Source organism: Pseudomonas sp. microsymbiont 2 (assembly GCF_054788395.1).
On the sequence record NZ_CM139112.1, the window covers coordinates 1,574,570 to 1,600,406 of the forward strand.

The window sequence follows — 25,837 nt, forward strand, 5'->3', positions numbered from 1 at the left end:
TACAGTTCGCAGGGAAGATGCCCATTTTTTTGCCGTGCGAGAAGTGAAGTAATACGCACTTTCTCAACGGCAGCCGAAGGGGTAGCAAGATGCAATTCCCAGCGATCGATCACCATGGCGGAGTCCGTGGTGTGACGGGGTCCTGCCATCAGCTGCATCTGGATGATGCGACCAGTCTTCTGATCGATTGTGGGCTGGAGCAGGGAGCAGAGCGTCAGCCTGGCTCGCGGGCGAACGAACTGGGCTTCGATGTTTGCGGCATTCGCGCCGTGATCGTTACCCACGTCCATCTAGATCATGTCGGTCGTATCTCTCATCTTTTTGCTGCCGGTTTTCGTGGGCGGATCTTCTGCAGCGAGCCTTCCGCAAAGTTATTGCCGCTGGTGCTCGAGGATGCCTATCGCCTGGCCATCAGTGCCGATCCTGGGCAACTTGCACGCTATGTAACGTTTCTTCAGTACCATATCTTCCCCATACCGTTTGGGCAGTGGCACGTGGTCGTGGAGCGCCCTGGCTTGAGTTGCGCTATTCGTTTGCAGCGTGCCGGGCATCTACTTGGCTCGGCTTACGCCGAGTGCGAAGTGAAACTGGCTGATGCTTGTACGCGCATAGTCTTTTCTGGCGATCTGGGGGCTTCCGACAATCCCCTGTTGTGTCCGGTAAGTCCGCTGGAGCGTGCTGATGTATTGGTAATGGAGAGCACCTATGGCGATCGCCTGCATCCGGATCGCAGCGGGCGCCGACAGCAGCTCGAAGCAGCAATCGACCGTGCCCTGGTGGATCACGGCACCATCTTGATACCTGCCTTCAGCCTGGGGCGTACGCAAGAGTTGCTCTATGAAATAGAAGATATCCTGCATCGCAAGGGGTTATCGGATCAGGAGGGCGGTACGCCGGCGGAGGGGTTCAGTGATTGGGCGCGCTTGCCCGTAGTACTCGACTCGCCGCTGGCTCAGCGCATTACCCAGGCCTATCGCGAGCTGCACCTGTTCTGGCGTGAGGAAGCCAGGGAGCGCCTGGCGCAGGGACGTGATCCGCTGGGGTTTCGACAGCTCGTCATCATTGACACGCATGCCCGTCACCAGCAGGTCGTCAATTACCTCAAGAGCACCGGACGGCCAGCTATTGTGATTGCCGGCAATGGCATGTGCTCGGGGGGGCGGATTGTCAATTATCTCAAGGCAATGCTGGGAGATCCGCGGCATGAGGTGATGTTCGTCGGGCACCAGGTAAAGGGAACGCCCGGGGCAGTGATCCAGGCCAGTGAGGAGGAGGAGGGCCTTGTACGGGTCGATCTCGATGGCCAACGGTACGAGATCCGGTCAAAGGTGATGACCTTGAGTGGGTACTCCGGGCACGCGGACCAGCACGGACTCGTGACGTTTGCGATGGGACAGGCCGAGCCTGCGGGCAAGATAGTGCTGGTGCATGGTGACGATGTCGCCAAGCGCGCGTTGGCCGATGCGCTGAAGCGTCGATATCGCGCCTGCGGCAAGGCGGTCGAGGTCGAAATCCCCTAGCGGCCCAATACTGATCTCCCGTTCTTGATCCCGTACGTTGAACTTCGTTTCGGGTGTGTGACTCGTTGTGGTCGAAAAAACGTTACAGCCGAGGAAATTCTAATAGATGCCCCGTGAGCATGAGTGCCGTGAGCGTAATGATGAAATTGATCTTTCCGAGTGGTTGAGGTACTTGCTTGCCAAGAAGTTGATAGTTGCCTCGATTGTAGCGTTGAGCACGCTCATGGCGCTGGTCTATGCATTCCTTGCGACGCCGTTGTATCAAGTCAGTCTATGGGTTCAGCCGCCGATGCAGAAGGATATTGCGCCGCTGAACTATGTGCGAGGCGAAGTAAGCGGGCTTAGCTTGCTTGGCACCAGTGATGTCTACGGTATTTACCTGAGTCATTTGCAATCGGAGGCGCTGCGTCGCCGGTTTTTCCAGGAAATCTACTTGCCCAGTTTGCCGAGTGCGCAGCGCGGTGATGCGCAGGACGCCTTGTTCGAGCAGTTTCGGGCTCGGATTACTGTCGACAAGGCGTCCAGGGATGGTGCCCTGCGTCATGTGGTCAGTGTCGAACTTCCTGACGCCAGGCAGGCCGCTGATTGGGTCGTTCGATTTACCGCGATGGCTGGGGCGCTTGGTCGCGAAGAGGCCATTCAGAACGTCCAGTCCGAGGTGATGCTGAAGGCCCGGCATCTTGAGCAGGACATCAGGGCGGCCCGTAGTGGTGCCCGGCAACAGCGTGAAGACAAGATTCATCGACTGACGGAGGCCTTGGCGGTGGCCCAGTCCATTGGTCTGAGGGACCCGTTGGTCATGCCGAATGCAGGGGCGGCTGGGGCCGACGAATTGCTGACTTACATGCGCGGTACCAAGGCGCTGGAGGCGCAGATCGGCGCGTTGCGCACACGGACGATGGACGATCCATTTGTCGAGGATCTTCGCCAGCGCGAGGAGCTGCTGTCTTTCTACCAGCAGTTGCGCTTGGACGAGGAGAAGATCAGCGTGTATCGGCAAGACGGGCAGGTGCAGATCCCGGACAGGGCCATCAAGCCGAAGAAAGCGATGATCGTACTCTTCGGGTTTGTCATTGGTTGTGTGATGGCGGTGGCGCTGGTTCTGCTGATGCGCGGTGTGCAGCGTTCCGGCGTTGAAAGATGAGCTGCCAGGGCAATGGTGTCGGTGTCAGGCGTTGCCTGGGTGGGCAATTTTTCGCTGGCGGGCGCGATAGTTTGCCATGCAAGGGTGATCTCGATGAGTTTTTGCGCCATCATGTCGCCCCTGCCATGTACGGTCCCCCAGTGTTCGGCACTTTTCGGTGAAAATAGCCGTCGCGACATCCGTGCCCTGCCGCCAGGCGAGCCCGACTCAAGCGGACGAACTCAGCCTTGACTCCGTCGTTCGGGTATCATCCTGCGTTTCGCCGATTCGAGCCCGCATGGGATCGGCTGCTTTTGAGAATGAGTCCCTGGCATGGGTTCGAGCCGTGGTAGCGGCGCAAATGATTGAACAATTTGATAGACCCCTATGAGCTCGATGTCGAAAGTTGTAAAAGGCGCGGTCCTGAATCTTGCGGGACTGGGCTTGCCCATGGTTGTTGCGGTTTTCACCATCCCTTACCTCATTCAACTGCTGGGCGCTGAAAAATTTGGCCTGCTCGCATTGATGTGGGCCGTCGTCAGCTATGCGGGAATTTTTGATCTTGGTCTTGGGCGGGCGCTGACGCTGCAGGTTGCCAGGCTGGATGCTCAGCCCGCACCTCAAGAGCTGGGGGCCGTCATGGGGACGGCCTATGCGCTCATGGTCGGGGTTGGCGTCGTCGTCGGCGCTTGCATGTTCGTGCTCAGCGGCGAGATCGTCGGTTTCGTGAAGGGCGTGACGGACCTGCAGGAAACCACCGCTGCCTTTCAGATAATGGCTGTGTCCGTGCCGTTCATCATTTTGGCCTCCGGCTTCAGGGGCGTGCTGGAAGCGCGTCAGGCGTTCGGCAGGGTCAATGCCGTGCGTTTGCCTTTGGGGATCTATACGTTCATTGGGCCGGTGCTGGTGTGTGGCGTCTTTGGCCCGCGGCTGGACCTCATCGCCGCGGTGCTTGCGCTTGGCAGGCTTGTGGCCTGTATCGTCTATTGGTACTACGCTCGCGCGCATGTGGCGCCGATCGAGCATCGGTCATTGGCATGGGATGGCCGTCATGTGAAATCACTCTGTGCCAGCGGCGGGTGGTTGTCGGTTGCCAGTGTCGTCGGCCCGATCATGGCCTATGCCGACCGGTTCGTGTTGGGGGCTCTGGTTTCGGCCAATGCGGTTGCCTTTTACGTGACCCCCAACGAACTGGTGACCAAGCTATGGATTCTTCCGGGGGCATTGACCGCAGTATTGTTTCCGATGTTTTCCGGTGGCCTTTCCAGTTCCGCCGCGTCTCGAAACGGCACCGTCAAGCTGTTCGACCTGTCGAGTGCGGCCATTTTCATCGTGATCGCTCCCTTGTCGTTGACGCTGGCGACATTTTCATACGACTTGTTGGATTTCTGGGTCGGGGTGGAGTTTGCCCGCGAGGGTCAGGAGCTTCTGGTCATCTTCGCTTTTGCAATCCTGATCAACTGCATGGCGCACGTGCCCCTCACATTGCTGCAGGGGGCGGGAAACGCCAGGGCCGTCGCTCTGCTGCAGGTGTTGGAGGTGCCGGTTTTCCTGCTCTTGCTTTGGGGGCTCACGCTCAAGTTCGGAGTGGTCGGGGCCGCATGGGTCTGGGTGGCCAGGGCAGTATTCGACACGGGGATCTTGTTGTATCTCGCCTGTGAAAAGCTGAACGTTTCGTTCATCAAGCGCTTTGCCCTGTTGACGGCGAGCGTCTTGCTTGTCTTGGGGGGTTATAGCGTGATCAAAGAGTGGGAACTCTACGCGCGCCTGATGCTGACTGGCCTGGTTGGTGCAGTGTTTGTGGCGGCCATCATCCTGATGATGGTCAGATCCTTGAAGCTGAAAGCCAAGACAGAAGCTTGATGGAGCTGGCAAGCCGCTTCCTCGATGTGTATACGATCGTGCTCCTTGCGGTATGGGGGGGCGCGCTGTGGGCGTGGGCTCTCGGAGGGCTGAATCCACGCGCGGAAAAGGCGGTGTTTGCCGTGCTTTCGTTGATGTTGATTGTTTTTTCCGCAACGCGTTACGAGACGGGCTATGACTGGCCTGCCTACGAAGAATTCTATGTCATGGGCGATCGGCTCGAAGGCAAGTATCAGTTCGAACTTGGGTTCAGGTTGTTGGCTGGTTTGTTTCGATATTGGGCGTTGGACTTTACAGCGTTCCAGTTCTTCGTCAGTGCATTGCAGGTTTTTCTGGTTGCCGTGTTCATCAAGAAGTTCTTCAAGACCTTTGCGCTGTTGGCGCTAGCTGTTTACTACACGGTGCCTGATCTCTATTTGATAAACTCTTTCTCCTTGATGCGTCAGGGGCTCGCACTGGCGTTGTTTCTCTGTGGCGCTGTTTACTGTTTTGAGCGTAAGTGGCTGGCGTGCGGCCTGTTTTTCCTGGCAGCCAGCATGTTTCATACTTCAAGCATCTTTGCGATCGGGGTGTTTTTTGCGGTCCGCCTGGTCGGAATCAATTACACGCTGTCCAAGTGGTGCGTGTGGGGGTTGGCGGCCTGTTATTTGATCGGGGTCAATGTGCCTGGCGGCCTGATCAGCGTGCTGGCGGCCCTGCCTTTTTTACAGAAGTATGTGATCTACGAAGGCTTGGATACACCCAGTGTCAGTGTGCTGTACAAGTTGTTGTTTACCATGCTGTTTTTGGCGCTGTTTCATCTTGCCGGGTATCGTCGACGCATGCAGTTGCGCGCGGGCGAGTATACCCCAGAGCAACAGTTTCAGTTTGCGTTGGCGTGTATGGCCGTGGTTATCAGTTTTTTCTTTTGGGCTTATCCGACATTTTTGTCGAGATTTCAGGCGTTCTTTTTGTTTTTTTTATTGGCTTATATATGGCGGGCTTTCGATTTTTCCACGTGGGTCAATCGCTCGTTGTTGTGCGGTGTCGTATGCGTGGTGAGTGGCGCCCTGTATGGGAAATTTGTCTTGACCCATCTTGCAATGGTCTACTTCCCCTATCAGAGCCTTTTTTCCGAGCGGATCGAGGTTCGCAGTACCGGCGCGCAGAGAGTGGACGAATTGCATGAAGAATTGCGTAGGCTATGGCGAGGCTCGAATGAGTAAGGTTTTGTTGTTGACGACCAAGTACCCGTGCGGTGCGGGAGAGGGGTGGCTGACCAATGAATTGGCCGAGTGTTTCTCTCGCGAGGGGCAGCAGGTTTCCGTGCTTGCCTTGAGCTGGGAGTACGCGGACGGTGGCAACGCGGTCATCGACCTGAATGACGTGAAGGTTTACCGCCAGCGCCTCTGGAAGTTTTTCTACAAGAAAAACTTCATATGCGCGATGCTGAAGATCTTCTTGTTCTCGCTCTTGGTCAGGTTGCGCTACAAGCAGAAGATCCTCGAGGCCGATGTGATCGTGGCCACCACGCCCTGCATCGTGATATGGGGGCTGCTGGATTTCTTCCGGGTCAAGCCGAAAGCCAAGAAGTATCTGATTCTCTGGGATTTTTTCCCCTATTACATGCGTGATCTCTGGTCCGGTGGGCGCAGCAAGTTGTTCAACTTCTTCGTGCGCTGGGAGAATCGTCTGTACAACAAGTTCGATGCCATCGGCTGCATGACCAAGGGCAGTGCCGAATTCCTGCGGTGCAACTATGAAGTCGATGCCGCTCGGGTCAGCTTGTTGCCATTGTGGACCAAGCAGCTGCCCCGAGTGGAGATGTCATCGGAGCAGCGCAAGGCCATTCGAGCCAAGTACGCTATCGAGCAGGACGCGTTCGTATCCATTTACGGTGGTGCCATGTCCGTCGTCCAGGGCTTGGACAATATTCTCGACCTGGCCGCGAGCCTGAAGGGTGATCCCGCGTATCAGTTCGTATTCATCGGCCGTGGCAGCGAGCTGCCACGGCTCAAGGCGCGTGCCCTCGAGGAGCGACTGCACAACGTTCTGTTTATTGATTATGTGCCGCGTGACGAGTATGAAAACGTGGTGGCGGTTTGTGATGTGGGAATCGTGTCGTTGTCCGGCCAGCATGCCGTGCCGAGTTTTCCTTCGAAATCCATTGATTATCTGAAAGTGGGCTTGCCGATTCTTGCCTCCATCGATCGATACACCGAGTTCGGGAGTATTCTGGTCGATGACATGAAAGCAGGCTTGTGGGTAGAGGCCGGTGACCCCGTGACGCTTGGCCAGGCCCTTGAAAAAATGCGCCTGGATAGCGTATTTTTGGCGCGCTGCGCGTCAAACGGCCGGCACTATTATGAGCAGGAAATGAAAGTCGAATCTGCTACCAGCAACATTTTATCAGCATGCGAGAAAGTATGAATTTCAAAGGTAAAACCCTCCTGATCACAGGCGGTACCGGGTCGTTTGGTAATGCTGTGCTTAAAGGCTTCCTCGATACGGATATTGGCGAGATCCGTATTTTCAGCCGCGATGAAAAAAAGCAAGATGACATGCGCAAGCGCTATGCCAGCGACAAGCTGAAGTTTTATATCGGCGACGTGCGTGATTATCAAAGTATTCTGGCCGCCAGCCGCGGTGTCGATTACATCTTTCATGCCGCGGCGCTTAAACAGGTTCCTTCCTGTGAGTTCCATCCGCTCGAAGCGGTGAAGACCAACGTCCTTGGCACGGAGAACGTGCTGGAGGCGGCCATCCAGAACGAAGTGAAGCGTGTGGTCTGCCTGAGCACCGACAAGGCCGTCTACCCGATCAACGCCATGGGTATCTCCAAGGCGATGATGGAAAAGGTCATGGTGGCCAAGTCGCGCAACGTGGACGAGAAGAAGACCGTCATCTGTGGCACCCGCTATGGCAACGTGATGGCTTCGCGTGGCTCGGTCATTCCGTTGTTCATCGACCAGATTCGTGCCGGCAAGCCGCTGACGATCACCGATCCGACCATGACTCGCTTCATGATGACCCTGGCCGATGCCGTTGATCTGGTGCTGTACGCGTTCGAACACGGCAACAACGGCGACCTGTTCGTGCAGAAAGCGCCGGCGGCGACCGTGGAAACGTTGGCCCAGGCGCTGACCAGACTCGTTGGGCAGCCGGATCACCCGATCCAGGTGATCGGTACCCGTCACGGTGAAAAGCTGTTCGAAGCCCTGCTCAGCCGCGAAGAGATGGCCTGCGCCGAAGACATGGGCGAGTACTTCCGTGTGCCGCCGGACCTGCGCGACCTGAACTACGCCAAGTTCGTCGAGGAAGGGGAAACCAAGATCTCTCGCACGGAAGACTACAACTCGCACAACACTGAGCGCCTGGATGTCGACGGCATGCAGGAACTGCTGCTCAAGCTCGACTTCATGCGTGCCATCAAGCGTGGCGAAAACGCGGCGCCCGAGGAATAAGCCATGCGTGTCCTGATCACCGGAATCAATGGTTTCGTCGGCAAGAACCTGCTTGTGCATCTTGGCGAGCGCAGTGATGTCGAGGTCATGGGATTCACCCGTGAACATGCGCTGGACGCGTTGCCGGGAATGGTCGCGCAGGCCGACTTCATCTTCCATCTGGCGGGTGTGAACAGGCCGCAGGATCCGAAAGAGTTCCATGTCGGCAACGCCGACCTGACCCGTGCGCTGTGCGCGGCGGTGCGCGCCAGCGGTCGCAAGATCCCCGTGGTCTACAGCTCCTCCACCCAGGCCAAGCTCGACAATCCCTATGGCAAGAGCAAGCGTGACGCGGAAGATGAACTGCTGGCCCTGCGCGAAGAGCTTGACGTGCCCGTGCACATCTTCCGGTTGCCCAACGTGTTCGGTAAATGGGCGAAGCCCAACTACAACTCGGCGGTCGCGACTTTCTGTCACAATATCGCGCGTGACCTGGCCATCAGCATCAACGACCCTGATGCGCAGATCAATCTGACCTACGTCGATGATGTGATCGCTACCTTCATCGAGTTGATGGACGGCAAGGGCGGCGCAGACGCGTTCGTCGAGGTTCAGCCGGTATACGCGATCACGGTTGGCCAACTGGCCGAGCAGTTGCAAGCGTTTCGCGACAGCCGCCGGACCATGATCACCGAGCCGGTCGGTACCGGCCTTGTGCGTGCGCTGTACTCGACGTACCTGAGTTACGTGCCGCCAGAAAAGTTCACCTACGAGGTGCCCAAGTACGGCGATCCACGGGGTGTCTTCGTCGAAATGCTGAAAACCCGGGATTCCGGGCAGTTCTCGTATTTCACCGCGCATCCAGGTGTCACGCGCGGTGGGCACTATCACCACAGCAAGACCGAGAAGTTTCTGGTGATCAAGGGCTCGGCGTGCTTCCGCTTCAGGCATGTGGTCTCGGGCGAGTTCCACGAGCTGTTCACCACTGGCGACAAGCCGCAGGTTGTGGAAACGGTCCCGGGCTGGACGCACGACATCACCAACGTCGGTGACGATGAAATGATCGTCATGCTGTGGGCCAATGAAATTTTCGATCGTGATCACCCGGATACATATGCCCGGCCCGTGGGTACCCACGCCTGAGCCGGCGTTTCAAGGTAGAAGTCAGAAATGAAGAAACTGAAAGTCGTCACCGTAGTGGGCACGCGCCCTGAAATCATCCGCCTGTCGCGCGTCATGGCGGCGCTGGACCTGCACTGCGACCACGTCCTGGTGCATACCGGCCAGAACTATGACTATGAACTGAACGAGATCTTCTTCAGCGATCTCGGTATTCGCAAACCGGACCATTTCCTCAACGCGGCGGGTGCGACGGGTGCCGAGACCATTGGCAACGTGATCATCGCCGTCGATCGAGTGCTGGCAGAGATCGCGCCGGACGCACTGCTGGTGCTGGGCGATACCAACAGCTGCATGGCGGTGCTGCCGGCCAAGCGCCGCAAGATTCCGACCTTCCACATGGAGGCCGGTAACCGCTGCTTCGACATGCGCGTGCCGGAAGAGATCAACCGCCGCATCGTCGACCACACCGCCGATATCAACCTCACCTACAGCACTATCGCGCGCGACTACCTGCTGCGTGAGGGCCTGCCGGCCGACCGAGTGATCAAGACTGGCAGCCCCATGTTCGAGGTGTTGAATCACTACCGTGACGGCATCGACGCGTCCGATGTGCTCGAGCGTCTCGGGCTGGAGCCTGGCAAGTTCTTCGTCGTCAGCGCCCATCGCGAGGAAAACGTCGATTCGGACACCAACTTCCTCAAGCTGGTGGATGTGCTCAATACCGTGGCCGAGCGGTTCGACCTGCCGGTGATCGTTTCCACCCATCCGCGTACCCAGAAGCGCGTGACCGCCATGGGCGTCACCTTCCATGGCAACGTGCGCCTGCTCAAGCCACTGGGCTTCAAGGACTACAACAAGCTGCAGCTCGAAGCCAAGGCGGTGTTGTCCGACAGCGGTACCATCAGCGAAGAGGCCTCGATCCTCAACTTCCCGGCGCTGAACATCCGCGAGGCGCATGAGCGCCCGGAAGGCATGGAAGAGGCGGCGGCCATGATGGTCGGGCTGGAAACCGAGCGTGTGCTGCAAGGGCTGAGCATCCTCGAAAGCCAGGCTCGCGGCGAAACGCGCAGTCTGCGCCTGGTCGAGGACTACAGCATGCCGAACGTCTCGGACAAGGTCGTGCGGATCCTGCACAGTTACACCGACTACGTGAATCGCGTCGTCTGGAAGCGGTACTGAACCAATAGAGCAACCATGGCTGAAACATCACTCAAGGTACTGGTCGTGTCCCAGTACTTCTGGCCGGAGAACATGCGGATCAATGACCTGGTCCGCGATCTGACGGCCAAGGGACACCAAGTCACCGTGCTGACCGGGTTGCCGAACTACCCGGAAGGCAAGGTGTTCGAGCGCTTCCGGCGAGATCCGGAGGCCTTCGCACGCTATGAGGGTGCCGAAGTGGTTCGCGTGCCGCTGGTCCCGCGTGGCAAGCGCAGCTTCACGCTGGTGCTGAACTACCTGTCGTTCCTGCTCAGCGCCTCCACGCTGGGTGCGTTCAAGCTGCGTGGGCAACGCTTCGATGCCGTGTTCGTGTATGCCGTCTCGCCCATTCTGGCGGCGATCCCGGCTCTGGTGATCGGCCGTCTGAAGCGGGCGCCGGTGTTCGTCTGGGTGCTCGATCTGTGGCCCGAGACCCTGCGCGCGGTCGGTGTGGTCAAGCACCCGCGCCTGCTGGGGCTGGTGGGCAGGATGGTCTCGTGGATCTACAACCGCACGGACTACCTGCTGCTGCAGTCCCATGGCTTTTTCGACAACGTGCGCCAGTATTGCAGCCGCCCGATCGCCGAAGAGCGCCTGGTCTATTTCCCGAGCTGGGCGGAGGACGACTTTTCACAGGCGTCGCTCTGCGGGCCGGCATTGATCCAGCGCGTGCCCGGTCTGTTCACCGTTGTATTCGCCGGCAACCTGGGCGAGGCCCAGGACTTTCCCGCCGTGCTCGATGCGGCCGAAGCCCTGCGTGACAAGGTAGCGGTGCGCTGGGTGATCGTTGGCGACGGGCGCATGAGCGAGTGGATAACCACGCAGATCGCCCTGCGCAAGCTCGACAATGTGCAGCTGCTCGGGCGCCATCCACTCGAGGCCATGCCAGGGCTGTTCGCCCAGGCCGACGCGCTGCTGGTGTCGCTCAAGACCAACGATGTGTTCGAAAAGACCATCCCGGGTAAGGTCCAGGCCTACCTGGCATCGGGTCGGCCGCTGCTCGGCATGATCAATGGAGAGGCCGCGCGGGTGATCGAGGAGTCCGGCGCCGGGCTTGCCTGCAATTCCGGCGACGCCGGCGGCCTGGCCGCCATCACCTGCGCGCTGGCCGAAGCCGGTGAGGCAGAGCGGGTGGCCATGGGGCGAGCGGGGCGAGCTTACTACGAGCAGCGCTATGCCAAGGAAAAACTGATGTCGCGCCTGGAATCCCTGTTCCGTGACGCTTCGCTGCGAAGGACAAGTTGCTGATGAGTTCAACTGTGTTGTTGACCGGCGCCACCGGTTTTGTAGGCAAGGCGGTGCTGGCGGATCTCGCGGGGCGTGGCCATGCGGTGCGCGCGGCGATCCGTAGTGCCGCCCCGGCCGAGTTCGAGGCGGCGCCTTTCTCGATCGCTGCGATCGATGCCGAGACTGACTGGCGGGCCGCTCTTGAGGGTGTCGAGGTGGTCATCCACTCGGCCGCCCGCGTGCACGTGATGAACGATACCGAGGCCGACCCATTGGCTGCTTTTCGCAAGGTCAATGTCGAGGGCACGCTCAATCTTGCCCGGCAGGCCGTGGCGGCGGGCGCTCGGCGTTTCGTCTTCATCAGCTCGATCAAGGTCAATGGCGAAGGGACCGTTTCGGGGCGACCCTACCGTGCCGATGACGAGCCCGCGCCCGCCGATCCTTATGGCATCTCGAAGATGGAAGCGGAGCAAGGGCTGCGCGAGCTGGCCATGCGCACAGGCCTGGAGGTGGTGATCATTCGCCCCGTGCTGGTCTACGGTCCGGGCGTCAAGGCCAACTTCCTGGCCATGATGCGCTGGCTGGACAAAGGCGTGCCCCTGCCGTTCGGCGCGATACACAACCGTCGCAGCCTGGTCGCCCTGGACAACCTCGTCGACCTGGTGCGTCTGTGCACGACTCATCCGGCCGCCGCCAACCAGACCTTCCTGGTCAGCGATGGCGAAGACCTGTCCACCACCAGCCTGCTGCAGCGCATGGCGAAAGCCCTGGGCAAGCCGGCCAGGCTGCTGCCTGTGCCTGCCGCGCTGCTGGCGCTCGGCGCCACCTTGCTCGGTCGACGCGCGCTCTCGCAGCGCCTGTGCGGATCGCTGCAGGTCGATATCGAAAAAACGCGCTCGCTGCTCGGTTGGACGCCGCCGGTGAGCGTGGACCGGGCGTTGGCGAAAGCCGCCCGCCATTACCAGGAACAAATGAACAAATGACTCAATGGTGGCTGGCACCGCTGGTGCTGCTGATCTCCCTGCTCATGACCGCGGGCCTGCGCCGTTACGCGCTGGCCCGAAGCATCATCGACATTCCCAATGCGCGCAGCTCTCATGTGGTGCCAACGCCCCGTGGCGGAGGCGTGGCGATCGTGGTTTCGTTCCTGCTGGCACTGGTGGCGCTCGGTGCCAGTGGTCTGCTGGATTCGCGCACGGTGTTCGCTGTCGCCGGTGCCGGTGGCCTGATCGCGATCATCGGCTTCATGGATGATCACGGGCATATCGCTGCCCGCTGGCGGCTGCTGGGGCATTTCATCGCAGCGGCCTGGGGGCTGTTCTGGCTCGGCGGCCTGCCGCCGTTGACGGTGTTCGGTATCGAGATCGATCTTGGCTGGGCGGGCGCGATGCTTGCGGCGGTCTATCTCGTCTGGCTGCTCAATCTCTACAATTTCATGGACGGCATCGATGGCATCGCCAGCGTCGAGGCCATCTGTGTCTGCCTGGGCGCCTGCGTGCTGTACTGGATGGGCGGTTTCGAGCAACTGATGGTCTTGCCCGTGATCCTGATCATGGCGGTGGGCGGCTTTCTGTATTGGAATTTCCCCCCAGCCAAGATCTTCATGGGCGACGCCGGCAGCGGATTCCTCGGCATCGCGCTGGGCCTGCTGTCCCTGCAGGCGGCCTGGGTGTCGTCACAGCTGTTCTGGTGCTGGCTGATTCTACTGGGAGTGTTCGTGGTCGATGCCACGTTCACCCTGATCCGGCGGTTGCTGCGTGGCGACAAGGTCTACGAGGCACACCGCAGCCATGCCTATCAGTTCGCCTCGCGGCGAGTCGGTGGGCATTTGCCGGTGACCCTGGCAGTGGCGTTGCTGACGATGTGCTGGTTGTTGCCGGTGGCGGCCTGCGTCATGCTGTTCGGCATCGATGGCTTCGTCGGGCTGCTCATCGCCTATGTGCCGCTGGCAGGGCTGGCGGTGGCCTACAACGCGGGCGGCGTCGAGTAATGCGCGCAGTTGGGGCCGCGCAGGCGTGCGGCCTGACGAACAAGAAAGATCTGCTCAGATAGGGACAGGAAAGGTGTACGAAAGGGGTTGGGAAAGAATGCGAGCATTTCTGCTAGGGCTGCCGCGGGCCAAGAAACGAATGATCCAGGTACTGGCCGATGTGGTGCTGGTATGGATGGCCATGTGGCTGGCCTTCGTGGTGCGCCTGGGGTTCGCGGAGTCCATCGAGCTGGCCCAGGATCATCTCTGGCTGTTCGCCTGCGCGCCATTGGTCTCGATTCCACTGTTCATCCGTTTCGGCATGTACCGAGCGGTGATGCGTTACTTCGGCAATGACGCGCTGATGGTCATCGCCAAGGCGGTGACGCTGTCGGCGTTGATTCTTGGCCTCATTGTCTACTGGTCGGCCAATCATCAGTATCTCGTGCCGCGCTCGGTCATCTTCAACTACTGGTGGCTGAGCCTGGTGTTGATCGGCGGGCTGCGCCTGGCCATGCGCCAGTACTTTCTCGGCGACTGGTTTGCCGCGGCTCAGCACATACCCTTCAGCAATCGTGACGACGGCCTGCTCAAAGTCGTTATCTATGGTGCGGGCTCGGCGGGCAATCAGCTGGTCGCGGCGTTGCGCATGGGCAAGATGATGCGCCCAGTGGCCTTCATCGACGATGACAGCAGCATTGCCGGGCGGGTAATCGCTGGCCTGCATGTCTACAAGCCCCGGCAGATCCAGCGGATGATCGAGGAGACCGGTGCCGAGGAGTTGCTGCTGGCCGTGCCGTCGATCAGCCGCACACGCCGGCGCGAGATTCTCGGCCTGCTCGAAGGGTATCCACTGCATGTGCGCAGTGTGCCAAGCTTCATGGACCTGGCCAGTGGCCGGGTCAAGGTCGACGACCTCCAGGAGGTGGATATCGCCGACCTGCTGGGGCGTGATGCCGTGCCGGCCCAGGCCGACCTCCTCGAGCATTGCGTGAAGGGCAAGACGGTCATGGTGACCGGCGCAGGCGGCTCTATCGGTTCGGAACTGTGCCGACAGATCCTCGCGCTCAAGCCCAGCACGTTGCTGCTGCTGGAGCATGGCGAGTTCAACCTTTACAGCATCCTTTCGGAACTGGAGGCCTGCGCCCAGCGCACGTCGTCGCCAGTTCGCATCCTGCCGATCCTTGGCTCCGTGCGCAATCCCGCGCAGTTGTTCGACGTCATGAGCGCCTGGCGGGTGGACACGGTCTATCACGCGGCGGCGTACAAGCACGTGCCGCTGGTCGAGCACAATGTCGCCGAGGGTGTGCTGAACAATGTCATGGGGACCCTGAACGCGGCCCAGGCGGCATTGCAGGCAGGCGTGTCCAACTTCGTGCTGATTTCCACCGACAAGGCGGTGCGTCCGACCAATGTCATGGGCAGCACCAAGCGCCTGGCGGAAATGGTGCTGCAGGCGTTGAGCCGTGAGCAGGCGCCGGTGTTGTTCAATGATCCGGCCAATGTCTCGCGGGTCAACAAGACGCGTTTCACCATGGTGCGCTTCGGCAATGTGCTGGGCTCGTCCGGGTCGGTCATCCCGCTGTTCCATCAGCAGATCAAGGCGGGCGGGCCGTTGACGGTCACCCACCCGAAGATCACCCGTTATTTCATGACCATCCCCGAGGCGGCGCAACTGGTGATCCAGGCGGGCTCCATGGGGCAGGGCGGCGATGTCTTCGTGCTCGACATGGGCGAGCCGGTACGGATCGTCGAGCTGGCGGAGAAGATGATTCACCTGTCTGGCCTGAGCGTGCGTTCGGAGCATAACCCGCATGGCGACATTGCCATCGAGTTCAGCGGGTTGCGGCCGGGGGAGAAACTCTACGAAGAGCTGCTGATCGGCGACAACGTGGTGTCGACCCGGCATCCGATGATCATGAGCGCGCAAGAGGACTACCTGGCTTGGGAGCGGCTCAAGGAGCGCTTGGGCAGCCTGCTCAAGGCCATTGCCGCAGATGACTACAACCAGGTTCGGCAACTGCTGCGGGAGTTGGTCAGTGGCTATGCGCCGGATGGCGAGATCGTCGACTGGATTCACCAGCAGCGTCGGCAGGAGCCTTGAGCATGGCGGGGCGCGCCTGGCTGCGAGGGCTGGGCCGATAACCGCGACGTGATCCCTCGCCAGCGTTTCATCATCATTGAACTTCTCCCGCCCATGGCGGTCTTAGCTAGCCAAGCAAAGCATGGACCGCCATTCCAGTGACATTTTTATTTCGCGGCAGTGGATCGCGATTTTAAAAGTTGATTTTTGTTGTCGCTGGTTTATGTTTTCCATAGTCCCTTCGTCTTGGCGACGCCTGTGCGTTATCGCTATTTATTTGATGTCAGCCAAGGCGATTGCTACGTCTATCTCACTCTTGCAGTGCCATTCGGATAGTGGAAAACCGGCGTCTGCAGCCTAGTGGCCGAACCCTTCTGGTTTACGATGGGGTGTGCTAGCCTCTGATGTGCCTGATTTTTTTGAATCCGCCCAAAACCATAGAAGCGGATGTGGAGAGTCAACCCAATGATGAGGTCCGTAACCGTGCATTCTCAGCCTCCTGACGTTGATAGGTCGGATTCTGGGGCGCATTCACAACAGCATAGCGTCCCGGGCATCGCGCACGTTGCCATCCTCATGTGTACTTATAATGGCGCAGCTTTTCTGTCCCAGCAGCTTGAGTCGATTGCACGGCAACGACATGAGAACTGGTCATTGCATGTGTCCGATGATGGGTCGACCGATCAGACTCATGCGCTACTTGAGCGGTTTGCGGATGTATGGGGTAGAAATAAAGTTAGAACTATCGCGGGTCCTGGCGTGGGGTTCGTACAGAACTTTCTTTCATTGACTTGTCAGGCCGATATCCAGGCTGAGTTCTTCGCCTGGTGTGATCAGGATGACGTGTGGAGTGACGAGAAACTCGCAGTTTCCGTTGAGTGGCTGCGGAGCATCCCCGCTGATGTGCCCGCTTTGTACTGCGGTCGTACTCAGCTCATCGATCAAGATGGACAGGGCCGTGGCTTGTCCCCGAGGTTTCACCATCCCCCTCACTTCAAGAATGCCCTGGTGCAGAGTATTGCCGGCGGCAATACCATGGTTTTCAATCAGGCCGCGCGTGCCTTGATCGTGGAGGCAGGGGCGAACCTGGCGGTTCCGGCGCATGATTGGTGGTGCTATCAACTCGTCTCCGGTTCAGGTGGTGTGATTCGCTATGACCCCGAGCCCAGAGTCCTTTATCGGCAGCATGGCGATAATGTCATTGGCAGCAATGCCGATTGGCGCGCCCGAGTGCGTCGCCTGGTCATGTTGCTGCGTGGGCGTTTTCATGAATGGAACGCCCAGAATATCGTGGCGCTGGAAGGCATGCGGCACCGTTTGAGCAACGAGCATCAGAAGACGCTTCTGCTGTTCAAGGCTGCGCGCCTGCAAAGTCTACCTATGCGAGTCCTGAACATGTTCAGGGCCGGTTTGTATCGACAGACCGTTCTCGGCAATCTCGGATTGCTTTTTGCCATCATACTGAAAAAGATCTGACCCTATGACTATTCTGGTAACTGGCGGTGCTGGCTTTATTGGTTCGAACTTCGTGCTCGACTGGGTTGCGGCTTCGGGTGAGACGGTAATCAATGTCGATAAGTTGACTTATGCTGGTAATCTGGAAAATATCGTCAGTCTGGACGGGAATCCGCAGCATGTTTTTGTCAATGTGGATATCGCTGATGGGGCCGCCATTAAAGGGCTGCTGGAGAAGTACAGGCCACGGGCCGTCATCAACTTTGCTGCCGAGTCGCATGTCGATCGCTCTATTCATGGGCCTGAAGAATTTATTCAAACCAACATAGTTGGCACTTTCCGGCTACTTGAGGCCGTTCGTGTCTTCTGGAACTCTCTTGCCGCGGATGAACAGAAAGCGTTTCGCTTCCTGCATGTTTCCACCGATGAAGTCTATGGTTCTCTGGATCGCGACGAGCCTGCGTTCAGCGAAACTCACCAGTATCAACCTAACAGCCCCTATTCGGCGAGCAAGGCCGCCAGTGATCATCTCGTGCGCGCCTACCATCATACTTACGGTCTGCCGGTATTGACGACCAATTGTTCGAACAACTACGGACCCTATCATTTTCCGGAAAAGCTCATTCCATTGATGATCGTCAATGCCTTGGCAGGTAAAGACCTGCCGGTCTATGGCGACGGCCTGCAGGTGCGTGATTGGTTGTATGTGAAAGATCACTGCAGCGCCATTCGCCGCGTGCTGGAAGCCGGTCAGGTGGGCGAGGTCTATAACGTCGGCGGCTGGAACGAAAAGACCAATCTGGACATCGTGCACCACGTTTGCAAGCTGCTGGACGAGCTGCGGCCTCGTGCTGACGGCAAGGCGTACAGTGCCCAGATTGCCTATGTCACGGACCGTCCAGGACACGACCGGCGTTATGCCATCGATGCACGCAAGCTCGAGCGCGAGCTTGGCTGGAAGCCCGCAGAAACGTTCGAGACCGGTATCCGCAAGACTGTGGAGTGGTACCTGGACAATCAAGAGTGGGTCAGCAACGTGCAGTCCGGCAGTTACCGTGACTGGGTGCAGCAGAACTATGACGGGCGCGGCGCATGAGGATCCTTCTGCTGGGCAAGAATGGTCAGGTGGGCTGGGAGTTGCAGCGCAGCCTGGCACCGCTGGGCGAGCTGCTCGCACTGGACTCGCGCAGTACTGACTATTGCGGTGACCTTAGCGATCTTGAAGGGCTCGCTGACACCTTGCAGCGCTACGCCCCTGACGTCATCGTCAATGCTGCCGCCTATACGGCGGTGGACAAGGCCGAGTCGGAGCCAGACAAATCCTTGCGCGTAAATGCCGAGGCGGTCGCGGTGATGGCCGAATGGGCGGCCAAGGCCAAAAGCCTCCTGGTGCATTACTCCACTGATTATGTCTACCCAGGCCATGGGAGCGCCCCGTGGCGTGAGATCGATACCGTTGATCCGCTGAACGTCTATGGCAAGACCAAGCTCGCGGGTGAAGAGGCTATTCGAGCGTCTGGCTGCGCGCATCTCATCCTGCGGACCAGTTGGGTCTATGCCGCGCGCGGTAATAACTTTGCCAAGACGATGCTGCGCCTGGCTCAGGAGCGCGAGACGCTGAGTGTGATCGATGACCAGTTCGGGGCGCCGACCAGTGCCGAGTTGTTGGCCGATGTCGCGGCTCTGGCTATTGTCGCCGTGCGCCGGCAGCCGGAGTTGAGCGGCCTCTATCACGTGGCTGCGGCAGGAGAGACGACCTGGTGTCGCTACGCGCGGTACGTGCTCGACCAGGCCGCCGCCGCCGGGCTGCCCCTCAAGGCGACAGCCGCCACGGTCAAGGCCGTGGGGACCGACGAGTATCCGACCGCCGCGCAACGGCCTGGCAACTCGCGACTGAATACAGAGAAACTGCAAAAGGCTTTCGCACTGAGAATGCCGGAATGGCAAGCAGGGGTGGCTCGGATGCTCACGGAAATCATTGAGAAAAAATGATGAAAAAACGTAAAGGAATCATTCTCGCGGGCGGTTCGGGCACGCGTCTGCATCCTGCAACGCTAGCGATTTCCAAGCAGTTACTGCCGGTTTACGACAAACCGATGATTTTCTATCCGCTGAGCACCCTGATGCTGGCGGATATCCGCGATATTCTGATCATCTCGACGCCTCAGGACACGCCTCGCTTCGAGCAACTGCTAGGGACTGGCGAGCAGTGGGGGTTGAACCTCTCGTACGCGGTTCAGCCCTCGCCGGACGGCCTGGCGCAGGCATTCCTGATTGGTGAGTCGTTCATTGGCAACGATCTGTCCGCGCTGGTCTTGGGTGACAATATCTACTATGGCCATCTCTTCCAGGACCTGCTACGCAATGCTGCCAGTCGCGAAGTCGGTGCCTCGGTCTTTGCTTACCATGTCAATGATCCGGAGCGATATGGTGTTGTGAAGTTCAACAAAGACGGCAAAGCAGAGAGTCTCGAGGAGAAACCTGCACAGCCCAAGTCCAATTACGCTGTGACCGGGCTGTACTTCTATGATCAGCAGGTCGTCGATTTCGCCAAGAGCATTCGCCCGTCTCCTCGTGGCGAACTGGAAATCACTGATCTGAATCGCGTGTATCTGGATCGAGGCGAGCTTTCCGTCGAAATCATGGGACGCGGCTATGCCTGGCTCGATACGGGAACCCATGACTCGCTGCTTGAAGCGAGTCAGTTCATCGCGACCATAGAGCATCGCCAGGGCTTGAAGGTGGCATGCCCGGAAGAGATTGCCTATCGCCAGGGCTGGATCACTGCTGAGCAGCTCGGAAAGCTGGCGGCGCCGTTGGCAAAAAATGGTTACGGTCAGTACCTTCAGCGAATTCTGCAAGAGAAGATTTATTGATGAATGGAACACGCTTAGCGATACCCGATGTTGTGCTCTTCGAGCCGAAGGTGTTCGGTGATCAACGAGGTTTCTTCTTCGAGAGCTTCAATCACCGAGTGTTTGAAGAGCAGATCGGCCGGAAGGTACAGTTCGTCCAGGATAACCATTCCCGCTCTGCCAAAGGTGTGTTGCGGGGCTTGCACTACCAGATCGAGCATGCTCAGGGGAAACTGGTGCGCGTCGTGCAAGGCGAGGTGCTCGATGTCGCTGTCGATCTGAGGCGCTCATCGCCCACGTTTGGCCAGTGGGTCGGGGCCATACTGTCCGCCGAGAACAAAAGACAACTGTGGGTGCCAGAGGGCTTCGCTCACGGCTTCTATGTCCTTTCGCAGAGTGCGGAGTTTTTGTACAAGACTACCGATTACTATTCACCGGCGCATGAACGCTGCCTGCTCTGGAATGACACGCAGGTTGCCATCGATTGGCAGTTGCAGGGCGAACCCATCCTGTCTGAAAAGGACATCCGCGGTTCGACGTTGGCGCAGGCTGATTTGTTCGAGTGATCGTGCATCGTTCTGTACGTCAAGGCTGGGTGCTCCTCCCAAGTACCATGCACGGCACAGGTCGTCTGGTGACGCCTGGCTCGGGGAGGCGCGCTCAGCCATCTCTATTTTCGACTGAGGAATCAAGGGTGTGGTGTGCTCTATGAAGGTCTGGTGCGATTGTACGGTTGCTCGAATATTCACACTCGGCTCAGCGAATGAAAATGACAGGGCGGCGGGTGCTGCGAAGGTGGATGACTGATGCAACGATTCTCTGCGTCGCCAATGGCAATGTTTGGCGATATCTGGCGTAACAAGGGCCTTGTCTACGCACTGGCCAAGCGCGAGGTCATCGGGAGATACAGAGGGTCTTATCTGGGCATGCTCTGGTCGCTGTTCAACCCGATTTTCATGCTGGCTGTTTATACATTCGTTTTCAGTATCGTGTTCAAGGCGCGTTGGGGAACAAGCGGAAGCGGCTCGCAGACAGAGTTTGCCTTGATTCTGTTCACCGGGATGATCGTTTTTGGTTTCTTCTCGGAATGCATCAGCCGGGCGCCCTCCCTGGTCGTGAGCAATGCCAACTATGTGAAGAAGGTCGTTTTCCCACTGGAAGTGCTGCCTGTCGTCACCCTGGCAGGTGCCTTCTTTCATCTGGTGATCAGTCTGGCCGTCTGGCTCGTTTTCTACATCATCTCGTTCGGCCTGCCTCATGCCACCAGCCTGCTCTTTCCGTTTGTGCTGCTACCGTTGATTTTCTTCGTGCTTGGTCTGGCCTGGTTCCTCGCTTCGCTAGGCGTATTTCTTCGTGATGTGGGGCAGATTGTGGGTATCCTGATCACCGCCCTCATGTTCCTGTCACCGATCTTCTACCCGATTGCGGCGATACCCGAGCGCTATCGTTACTTGATCAACCTGAACCCGCTGACCCACTTCATCGAGCAGACCCGCGACGTACTCGTCTGGGGAACGGTACCGGAAGTCGGGTACTGGCTTGTCTCTCTTCTGGCAAGCCTTGCATTCGCCTGGTTGGGCTTTGCCTGGTTCCAGAAAACTAGAAAGGGGTTCGCCGATGTCGTCTGATATTGCGATCAGGGTAAGTGGCCTGAGCAAGTGCTACCACATCTACGAAAAACCTCATCAGCGTTTGCTGCAGATGATGTGCCGTGGCCGCCGAAGTTTCTTTCAGGAGTTCTGGGCACTCAAGGATGTCGAGTTCACGCTCAAAAAGGGTGAAACGATAGGGATCATCGGGCGCAATGGGTCCGGCAAGTCCACCTTGTTGCAGATGATCTGCGGCACTTTGAACCCGACTCGCGGCGAGCTCGAGGTCAATGGCAGGGTTGCCGCGCTGCTGGAGCTGGGCGCTGGTTTCAATCCGGAGTTCACCGGGCGCGAAAACGTCTATATGGCGGCTTCTCTGTACGGACTGTCGAAAGAGCAGATCGATTCGCGCTTCGAGGATATCGCTGCGTTTGCGGACATCGGCAGTTTCCTCGAGCAGCCCGTCAAGACCTACTCGAGCGGGATGTACGTTCGCCTCGCTTTCGCAGTGGTCGCCCACGTGGATGCGGACATTCTGGTGATTGACGAGGCCCTTTCGGTGGGCGATGCATTCTTCACTCAGAAGTGCATGCGATTCATTCGGAAGTTTCGTGAAGAGAAGTCATTGATCTTTGTGAGCCATGATACCGCGTCGATCATCAACCTTTGTGACCGGGTGGTGTGGCTCGATCGGGGCGTGCAGCGCCGCACGGGCGACTCCAAGACCGTGTGTGAGTACTACCTCAACGACCTTTTCAGCAACCTGTCCGATCAGGCGTCGAGCAGCGATGATATTCCAGGCCCGCGGGTCGAGAAAATCGCGCGAGTAGGCGAGCCGGAGTTGAACTGGGTAGACCAGCGCGCTGCGTTCGTGAATGCCAGCAATCTCAGGAACGACATCGAAGTATTCAGGTTCGAACCCAATGAAGAGGGCGCGTTTGGCGGCAACGATGCGAGAATTGTCGATGTCAGCCTGACAGACTCGCAGGGGGGCAGTTTGAGCTGGGTTGTCGGGGGCGAGAAAGTTGCCCTGAAGATCGAGGTGGATACCGCTGTCGATCTTGACCGACCCATCGTGGGCTTCTTTGTCAAGGACCGTCTCGGGCAAACGTTGTTCGGTGACAATACGTTCTTCAGCTACCAGAACAGGCCCTGTGCTGCTCGTGCTGGGGCCCGGCTGACCGCCCAGTTCGAGTTCTTCATGCCTTGGTTGGCCAAGGGCGATTACATCATACAAGTAGCGGTTGCCAACGGTACCCAGCATGAGCATAGGCAGCTGCATTGGTTTCACGAAGGGCTGGTGATACGCTCTCACCATGATCCGGTTTCCACAGGTATTATCGGAATACCTCTGACAAATATAAGCCTTAGTGTGGCCTGAATAAAGGTAGAATATGCATCCCTCCGCTAAAAATCTTGGCTCTCTTTTTTTTAAAAGTTATCTTTCCAATGTGCATGGCAAGAAGGTTGTTGATATCGGTGCGCAGAATGTCAACGGCTCGCTTCGGGATGTCTGCCCTGAGGGGGTAGAGTACATTGGTGTCGATTTTGTAGCGGGCGACGGTGTCGATGTTATCCTCGACGACCCGTACAAGCTGCCGTTCGAAGACACTTCGGTCGATGTGATCGTCTGCAGTTCGGTATTTGAGCATTCGCAGTTTTTCTGGTTGCTCTACCTGGAACTCATGCGGATCCTGAAGCCGGAGGGCGTGCTGTACCTCAACGCACCGAGCAACGGCTACATTCACCGCTATCCCGTAGACTGCTGGCGCTTCTACCCCGATGCAGGGACTGCCCTGGTAGCCTGGGCAGAGAAAAATGGCTACCAGCCAGCGCTGCTCGAGTCCTTTGTCGCTGGAAAAGCGGAAGGGACTATCGACAGCGACCCAGCCAGCGCCTGGAACGATTTCGTTGCCGTGTTTGTCAAGGATGCCTCCCACGGCTCCTCCTACAAACAGCGAATCCTTTACGGTTATTCCAACTATTCCAATGCCACCTGCGACAATCCTCTGCTGGACCTCAAATCCCGAGGTTTCACCGAGGACTTCATGCTCATCAAGGAACTGGGCGCCTGCGTCGCCGAGCACGAGGCCGCAGCCGTCGAGCACCAGGCGGCGGCCGCCAAGTACGAGGTCGAACTGGAACGTACCCGTGAAGTCATTCTCGATCTTGAAAGTGAACTTGCGCGGATCAAGAGCGATGTCGTGAAAAGCGATGGTGAAATCGCTGATCTGATCCGCTCGCTCGATGAACGAGAAGAAAGTCTGCTTCGGGAAAACCAGGTTCTGGCAGAGATGCGCCAGTCGACCAGCTGGCGTGTTACCAAGCCGCTTCGCTGGGCGGGCAAATATGTGGCACCCGCAAGAAAGAACGTCGCACGAGCGAGGCACCTTCTGGCGCGCGTGAGAAATGCGCTACGGGCCCGCGGCGGGATTCGTGGCACGTTGAGCAATGGCATCGGTCTCTATCGCCGCGAGGGGATCAGCGGCGTTGCCCGCCGAGTAGTGGGGATCGCCAGGACGTTGAGCGGTCGAGGCAAGGATTCGACCATCGATCGTTCGAACATTCCGGTCATTCAGTTCGAAACGATCAATGAGGGGTTTGTCGAGTACAAGCAAAATCCTTCTATCCACCCTGACGTCAAACTCATTGCGTTCTATCTGCCGCAGTTCCACCCGTTTGCCGAAAATGACCAGTGGTGGGGCAAAGGATTCACCGAGTGGTCCAACGTCACCAAGGCCACGCCAAACTACGTGGGGCATTACCAGCCTCACCTGCCGATCCACTCGGGGTACTATGACCTGCGTGTGCCGAAGGTCATGGAAGAGCAAGCCAGGCTCGCGAAAGAGTATGGCATCCACGGCTTCAACTACTACTTCTACTGGTTCGCCGGCAAGATCCTGATGGACACGCCATTGGAGATGATGCTCAACAACCCCAATGTCGACATGCCGTTCTGCCTGACCTGGGCGAACGAGAACTGGACGCGACGCTGGGACGGGCAGGAGCACGATGTACTGATTGCCCAGGATCACAGTGCCGAAGACTCGCTTGCTTTCATCCAGCATCTGATCAAGTACTTCAATGACAGCCGCTACATCAAGATCGATGGCAAGCCGGTGCTTATCATCTACCGAGCCAGCATCATTCCGGAGATGGCTGAAACCGCAGTGCTGTGGCGCGAGGAAGTGCTCAAGCACGGCTTCCCTGGCCTGTATTTGATCTGCGCCCAGACCTTTGGCATCAAGGATCCGGAGGAGTTTGGCTTCGACGCCGCGCTCGAGTTCCCGCCTCATACCACGCTGAGTCACCTCATCAACGAGCAATTGCAGGTGACCAATGCCAATTACGCAGGCAACATTTTCAGCTACGAACAGGTGGTCGGCAACGTAGTCCGGGCGGCGGAGCCGGATTACAAATTGTTCAGGACGGCGATGCTGTCCTGGGACAACACGGCGAGGAAACAGAACAACAGCCATACTTTCCATGGTTTCAGCCTGCTGCGCTATAAACAATGGTTGTCGTTCATCTGCAATAACGCTCACAGCAATCCGAAGTACGCGGCGGATGAGAAGCTGGTGTTCGTCAATGCCTGGAACGAGTGGGCCGAGGGTACTCACCTGGAACCCGATCGCAAGTATGGCTATGGCTACCTGCAGGCTACCTACGATGTGTTGTCTGACTATGATCAGGCCTCGACCATGGTTGTCGCGCCGGAGCCTGGGAAGAAGAATGCCATCGCCGCGATCATCCACGTGCATTATGTGGAAGTGTTCGACGAGCTTGAGCCTTACCTGCAGAACCTGCAGCGCGTGGGCTGCGATTTCTACTTCACCGTGACCAGCCGGGAAGCGGCCTTGCGCGTGCGTGAGAGTTACCCTGATGCCGCTGTTTTGCTGGTGGAGAACCGGGGGCGGGATGTACTTCCGTTCATCAAGGTGCTATCGAGCATCCGCAGCCTGGGGTACGAGGCGATCTGCAAACTGCACGGTAAGAAAAGCTCCTATCGATCCGATGGCAACGAGATTCGCAACGAACTCGTTTCCGCGCTGGCTGGCAGCACTGACAAGGTGCTCGAGGCCGTGGGGCGCTTCAAGGCGGACCCTGCTTTGGGCCTGCTCGCACCGGGCAAGTATCTGATAGAGCACACCGATTGGAACATGAAGTACAACCACGACGATATCGCCCATGCGAGTCGTCTGCTGGGGCTCGAGTTCGTCCGAGGCAGATTCCCTGCTGGTTCCATGTTCTGGCTGCGCCCCGAGGCGCTCGAGGGGCTCGAGGCGATTCTGCCGGCGTACTTCGACATCGAGCGGGGCTTGTCCGACGGCACGTTGCCACATGCGATCGAGCGACTGGTTGGCCTGCTGGTCGAGAAGACCGGGTACAGCGTTTCCAGTTGCTAGGCC

General features: G+C 58.4%; 20 protein-coding genes. All 20 read left to right on the forward strand.

What is annotated here, in order from left to right:
• The first annotated feature begins 89 nt into the window (after positions 1-89).
• The 20 genes from ACYUME_RS07140 to ACYUME_RS07235 all read left to right on the forward strand — a co-directional run bounded on the left by ACYUME_RS07140 (position 90) and on the right by ACYUME_RS07235 (position 25,834).
• Positions 90-1,520: an MBL fold metallo-hydrolase gene (locus ACYUME_RS07140; protein ID WP_460418429.1), complete on the forward strand. Its 1,431-nt coding sequence runs from the start codon at positions 90-92 to the stop codon at positions 1,518-1,520.
• 106 nt (positions 1,521-1,626) lie between these two features.
• Positions 1,627-2,664, forward strand: a complete 1,038-nt coding sequence (locus ACYUME_RS07145; RefSeq protein WP_460418430.1) for an LPS O-antigen chain length determinant protein WzzB — start codon at positions 1,627-1,629, stop codon at positions 2,662-2,664.
• Positions 2,665-3,039: 375 nt separating this feature from the next.
• Positions 3,040-4,506 (forward strand): oligosaccharide flippase family protein, encoded by a 1,467-nt coding sequence (locus tag ACYUME_RS07150; protein WP_460418431.1) that lies wholly within the window; start codon positions 3,040-3,042, stop codon positions 4,504-4,506.
• A complete protein-coding gene (locus tag ACYUME_RS07155) occupies positions 4,506-5,711 on the forward strand; it encodes an EpsG family protein (RefSeq protein ID WP_460418432.1) in 1,206 nt (401 codons plus the stop codon). Before ACYUME_RS07150 ends, ACYUME_RS07155 begins: the two co-directional genes overlap by 1 nt.
• On the forward strand, positions 5,704-6,915 hold the full coding sequence (locus ACYUME_RS07160) for a glycosyltransferase family 4 protein (protein ID WP_460418433.1): 1,212 nt from the start codon (positions 5,704-5,706) through the stop codon (positions 6,913-6,915). Before ACYUME_RS07155 ends, ACYUME_RS07160 begins: the two co-directional genes overlap by 8 nt.
• A complete protein-coding gene (locus ACYUME_RS07165) occupies positions 6,912-7,949 on the forward strand; it encodes a polysaccharide biosynthesis protein (protein ID WP_279882322.1) in 1,038 nt (345 codons plus the stop codon). The genes ACYUME_RS07160 and ACYUME_RS07165 overlap by 4 nt, the downstream gene beginning before the upstream one ends.
• A 3-nt stretch (positions 7,950-7,952) precedes the next feature.
• Positions 7,953-9,071, forward strand: a complete 1,119-nt coding sequence (wbjC, locus tag ACYUME_RS07170; protein WP_279882324.1) for a UDP-2-acetamido-2,6-beta-L-arabino-hexul-4-ose reductase — start codon at positions 7,953-7,955, stop codon at positions 9,069-9,071.
• A 27-nt stretch (positions 9,072-9,098) separates the two neighbouring features.
• The gene (gene wecB / locus ACYUME_RS07175; RefSeq protein WP_279882326.1) at positions 9,099-10,229 is read left to right on the forward strand and encodes a non-hydrolyzing UDP-N-acetylglucosamine 2-epimerase; all 1,131 of its coding nucleotides are present in this window, start codon (positions 9,099-9,101) and stop codon (positions 10,227-10,229) included.
• 15 nt (positions 10,230-10,244) lie between these two features.
• Positions 10,245-11,498, forward strand: coding sequence for a glycosyltransferase family 4 protein (locus ACYUME_RS07180; RefSeq protein ID WP_279882328.1), 1,254 nt, complete (start codon positions 10,245-10,247; stop codon positions 11,496-11,498).
• The gene (locus tag ACYUME_RS07185) at positions 11,498-12,460 is read left to right on the forward strand and encodes a UDP-glucose 4-epimerase family protein (RefSeq protein ID WP_460418434.1); all 963 of its coding nucleotides are present in this window, start codon (positions 11,498-11,500) and stop codon (positions 12,458-12,460) included. The genes ACYUME_RS07180 and ACYUME_RS07185 overlap by 1 nt, the downstream gene beginning before the upstream one ends.
• Positions 12,457-13,467, forward strand: coding sequence for an MraY family glycosyltransferase (locus ACYUME_RS07190; protein ID WP_279882332.1), 1,011 nt, complete (start codon positions 12,457-12,459; stop codon positions 13,465-13,467). Before ACYUME_RS07185 ends, ACYUME_RS07190 begins: the two co-directional genes overlap by 4 nt.
• Before the next feature lie 97 nt (positions 13,468-13,564).
• Positions 13,565-15,550 carry a polysaccharide biosynthesis protein gene (locus tag ACYUME_RS07195; RefSeq protein WP_279882334.1) on the forward strand — a complete coding sequence of 662 codons (1,986 nt, stop codon included), beginning with the start codon at positions 13,565-13,567 and terminating at the stop codon, positions 15,548-15,550.
• Positions 15,551-16,105: 555 nt separating this feature from the next.
• The gene (locus ACYUME_RS07200; RefSeq protein ID WP_460418435.1) at positions 16,106-17,005 is read left to right on the forward strand and encodes a glycosyltransferase family 2 protein; all 900 of its coding nucleotides are present in this window, start codon (positions 16,106-16,108) and stop codon (positions 17,003-17,005) included.
• Between the two features lie 4 nt (positions 17,006-17,009).
• Complete coding sequence (rfbB, locus tag ACYUME_RS07205; RefSeq protein WP_460418436.1) at positions 17,010-18,080, forward strand: dTDP-glucose 4,6-dehydratase; 1,071 nt, start codon at positions 17,010-17,012, stop codon at positions 18,078-18,080.
• Positions 18,077-18,976 (forward strand): dTDP-4-dehydrorhamnose reductase, encoded by a 900-nt coding sequence (rfbD, locus tag ACYUME_RS07210; protein ID WP_460418437.1) that lies wholly within the window; start codon positions 18,077-18,079, stop codon positions 18,974-18,976. Before rfbB ends, rfbD begins: the two co-directional genes overlap by 4 nt.
• Positions 18,976-19,860, forward strand: a complete 885-nt coding sequence (gene rfbA / locus ACYUME_RS07215; protein ID WP_279882340.1) for a glucose-1-phosphate thymidylyltransferase RfbA — start codon at positions 18,976-18,978, stop codon at positions 19,858-19,860. The genes rfbD and rfbA overlap by 1 nt, the downstream gene beginning before the upstream one ends.
• Positions 19,860-20,405, forward strand: a complete 546-nt coding sequence (rfbC, locus tag ACYUME_RS07220; protein WP_279882342.1) for a dTDP-4-dehydrorhamnose 3,5-epimerase — start codon at positions 19,860-19,862, stop codon at positions 20,403-20,405. The genes rfbA and rfbC overlap by 1 nt, the downstream gene beginning before the upstream one ends.
• A 240-nt stretch (positions 20,406-20,645) precedes the next feature.
• A complete protein-coding gene (locus tag ACYUME_RS07225; RefSeq protein WP_279882344.1) occupies positions 20,646-21,467 on the forward strand; it encodes an ABC transporter permease in 822 nt (273 codons plus the stop codon).
• Complete coding sequence (locus ACYUME_RS07230) at positions 21,457-22,809, forward strand: ABC transporter ATP-binding protein (protein WP_460418438.1); 1,353 nt, start codon at positions 21,457-21,459, stop codon at positions 22,807-22,809. Before ACYUME_RS07225 ends, ACYUME_RS07230 begins: the two co-directional genes overlap by 11 nt.
• A gap of 13 nt (positions 22,810-22,822) precedes the next feature.
• Positions 22,823-25,834 carry a glycoside hydrolase family 99-like domain-containing protein gene (locus ACYUME_RS07235; protein ID WP_460418439.1) on the forward strand — a complete coding sequence of 1,004 codons (3,012 nt, stop codon included), beginning with the start codon at positions 22,823-22,825 and terminating at the stop codon, positions 25,832-25,834.
• Positions 25,835-25,837: the final 3 nt, after the last annotated feature.

Bases quoted from the DNA above. Each gene is read 5' to 3' on its own strand.
- ACYUME_RS07140 (WP_460418429.1), top strand. From the start codon at position 90: ATGCAATTCCCAGCGATCGATCACCATGGCGGAGTCCGTGGTGTGACG.
- ACYUME_RS07145 (WP_460418430.1), top strand. From the start codon at position 1,627: ATGCCCCGTGAGCATGAGTGCCGTGAGCGTAATGATGAAATTGATCTT.
- ACYUME_RS07150 (WP_460418431.1), top strand. From the start codon at position 3,040: ATGTCGAAAGTTGTAAAAGGCGCGGTCCTGAATCTTGCGGGACTGGGC.
- ACYUME_RS07155 (WP_460418432.1), top strand. From the start codon at position 4,506: ATGGAGCTGGCAAGCCGCTTCCTCGATGTGTATACGATCGTGCTCCTT.
- ACYUME_RS07160 (WP_460418433.1), top strand. From the start codon at position 5,704: ATGAGTAAGGTTTTGTTGTTGACGACCAAGTACCCGTGCGGTGCGGGA.
- ACYUME_RS07165 (WP_279882322.1), top strand. From the start codon at position 6,912: ATGAATTTCAAAGGTAAAACCCTCCTGATCACAGGCGGTACCGGGTCG.
- wbjC (WP_279882324.1), top strand. From the start codon at position 7,953: ATGCGTGTCCTGATCACCGGAATCAATGGTTTCGTCGGCAAGAACCTG.
- wecB (WP_279882326.1), top strand. From the start codon at position 9,099: ATGAAGAAACTGAAAGTCGTCACCGTAGTGGGCACGCGCCCTGAAATC.
- ACYUME_RS07180 (WP_279882328.1), top strand. From the start codon at position 10,245: ATGGCTGAAACATCACTCAAGGTACTGGTCGTGTCCCAGTACTTCTGG.
- ACYUME_RS07185 (WP_460418434.1), top strand. From the start codon at position 11,498: ATGAGTTCAACTGTGTTGTTGACCGGCGCCACCGGTTTTGTAGGCAAG.
- ACYUME_RS07190 (WP_279882332.1), top strand. From the start codon at position 12,457: ATGACTCAATGGTGGCTGGCACCGCTGGTGCTGCTGATCTCCCTGCTC.
- ACYUME_RS07195 (WP_279882334.1), top strand. From the start codon at position 13,565: ATGCGAGCATTTCTGCTAGGGCTGCCGCGGGCCAAGAAACGAATGATC.
- ACYUME_RS07200 (WP_460418435.1), top strand. From the start codon at position 16,106: ATGTGTACTTATAATGGCGCAGCTTTTCTGTCCCAGCAGCTTGAGTCG.
- rfbB (WP_460418436.1), top strand. From the start codon at position 17,010: ATGACTATTCTGGTAACTGGCGGTGCTGGCTTTATTGGTTCGAACTTC.
- rfbD (WP_460418437.1), top strand. From the start codon at position 18,077: ATGAGGATCCTTCTGCTGGGCAAGAATGGTCAGGTGGGCTGGGAGTTG.
- rfbA (WP_279882340.1), top strand. From the start codon at position 18,976: ATGAAAAAACGTAAAGGAATCATTCTCGCGGGCGGTTCGGGCACGCGT.
- rfbC (WP_279882342.1), top strand. From the start codon at position 19,860: ATGAATGGAACACGCTTAGCGATACCCGATGTTGTGCTCTTCGAGCCG.
- ACYUME_RS07225 (WP_279882344.1), top strand. From the start codon at position 20,646: ATGCAACGATTCTCTGCGTCGCCAATGGCAATGTTTGGCGATATCTGG.
- ACYUME_RS07230 (WP_460418438.1), top strand. From the start codon at position 21,457: ATGTCGTCTGATATTGCGATCAGGGTAAGTGGCCTGAGCAAGTGCTAC.
- ACYUME_RS07235 (WP_460418439.1), top strand. From the start codon at position 22,823: ATGCATCCCTCCGCTAAAAATCTTGGCTCTCTTTTTTTTAAAAGTTAT.